The sequence below is a fragment of the Bradyrhizobium sp. HKCCYLS1011 genome, assembly GCF_051167795.1.
Taxonomy (GTDB): domain Bacteria; phylum Pseudomonadota; class Alphaproteobacteria; order Rhizobiales; family Xanthobacteraceae; genus Bradyrhizobium.
Map to the genome: position 1 here is coordinate 1 of NZ_JBNPTT010000025.1, position 1,789 is coordinate 1,789.

Below are 1,789 nucleotides of genomic sequence, written 5' to 3' on the forward strand. Positions count from 1 at the left end.
GCGCTGTCGACGGCCTTGAGCGAGGTGGTGCGGCGGCACGAGGTGTTGCGGACGCGGTTCGAGCCGCAAGGCGACAGTGCGGTACAGCGGATCGATCCGCCGTGGCCAGTCGGGCTGGAGCCGGTTGCGGTCTCGGCGGAAGAGGCGCGGCAGCGGGCAGAGCGCATCATGCAGCAGCCGTTCGATCTGGCGCACGATCGGCTGTTGCGCGCAGCGCTGTTAAAGCTGGCACCTGACGACCACGTGCTGGTGCTGTCGATGCATCACGTGGTGTCGGACGGCTGGTCGCTGGGCGTGCTGGTCGGTGAGGTCGAGCGGCTGTATGCAGCCTTTGCCGCAGGGCAGCCATCGCCGCTGCCGGCCTTGCCGATTCAATATGTCGACTATGCGGCGTGGCAGCGGCGCTGGCTGGCGGAAGCCGCCCTGCAGCGGCAGCTTCACTATTGGACGCAGCAGCTGGCGGGCGCGCCGGCAGGGCTCGAGCTTGCGACCGACCGGCCGCGGCCGGCCGTGCCGAGCTTTCGTGGCGCGGTGCATCGCTTCACCGTCGATGCGACGTGCACGGCAGCGCTGTCGAAGCTGGCGCGGGCGGAGGGTGCGACGCTGTTCATGGTGCTGCTGGCGGCATTCGACGTGCTGCTGTCGCGCTGGAGCGGGCAGGAGGATGTGGTGGTCGGCACGCCGATTGCCGGACGGACCCGCGCCGAGACCGAGGCCCTGATCGGGTTCTTCGTCAACATGCTGGCGTTGCGCACCGACCTGTCCGGGTCGCCGTCGTTCCGCGACCTGCTGCGGCGGGTGAAGGCTGCCGCGCTCGATGCCTATGCGCATCAGGAACTGCCGTTCGAGAAGCTGGTGGAGGCGCTGCATCCGGTTCGTGACCTGAGCCGTGAGCCGATCTTCCAGGTGGTGTTCGCGCTGCAGAACGTGCCGCAGCAGGCGGGCCGGATGGCCGGGCTGACGATCGCGCCGTTCGAGACTGGAGCTATGGCTGCCAAGTTCGACCTGGAGCTGTCGATGGTGGAAGTGGATGGCGGGCTATCGGCGTCGCTGGTCTATGCCACCGATCTGTTCGATGCGTGCACGATCGCACGGCTGGTGGAGCACTTCATGCGCCTGCTGGACGGGATCGTGGCAAAGCCCGACCGTCCGGTCCGGGAGCTTGCACTGCTGAGCGAAGCCGAACGGCGGCAGCTGATTGTGGACTGGAACGCGACGGCAGCGAGCTATCCGCAGGATGTCTGCCTGCATGAGCTGTTCGCCGAGCACGCCGCACGCCGGCCCGATGCCGTTGCCGTGGTGCTGGACGGGCAGGAGCTCTGCTATGGCGAGCTCGATCGCCGCGCCAACCAGCTCGCGCATCATCTGCAGCGCCTCGGCGTCGGGCCCGACGTGATCGTGGGTCTCTGCGTGGAGCGCTCACTCGACATGGTGGTCGGCGTGCTCGGCATCCTCAAGGCCGGCGGGGCCTATCTGCCGCTCGACCCGCGCTACCCGACCGAGCGGCTGGCCTACATGCTGGGGGATGCCAAGGTCCCGGTGCTGCTGACCCAGCAGGCGGTGGCGGAGCGTCTGCCGGCGTCCAGCGCCAGGCTGGTGCAGCTCGATGCTGATAGGCAAGCGATCGTCGCTCAGCCTGAGACGGCACCGGCGAGCGATGTCGATGCCGATCACCTGGCCTATGTGATCTACACCTCGGGCTCGACCGGCAAGCCCAAGGGGGTGATGATCAGTCATCGCGGCATCATGAACCTGGCCGATGCGCAGCTGTCGCAGCTGCCGTTGGAGG

At 68.0% G+C, this 1,789-nt stretch carries 1 protein-coding gene; it reads left to right on the forward strand.

The window, feature by feature from the left end; genetic code table 11:
• Positions 1-1,789 (forward strand): non-ribosomal peptide synthetase (locus ACQR1W_RS39755; RefSeq protein ID WP_434855879.1); only part of this gene is annotated, 1,789 nt, incomplete at both ends.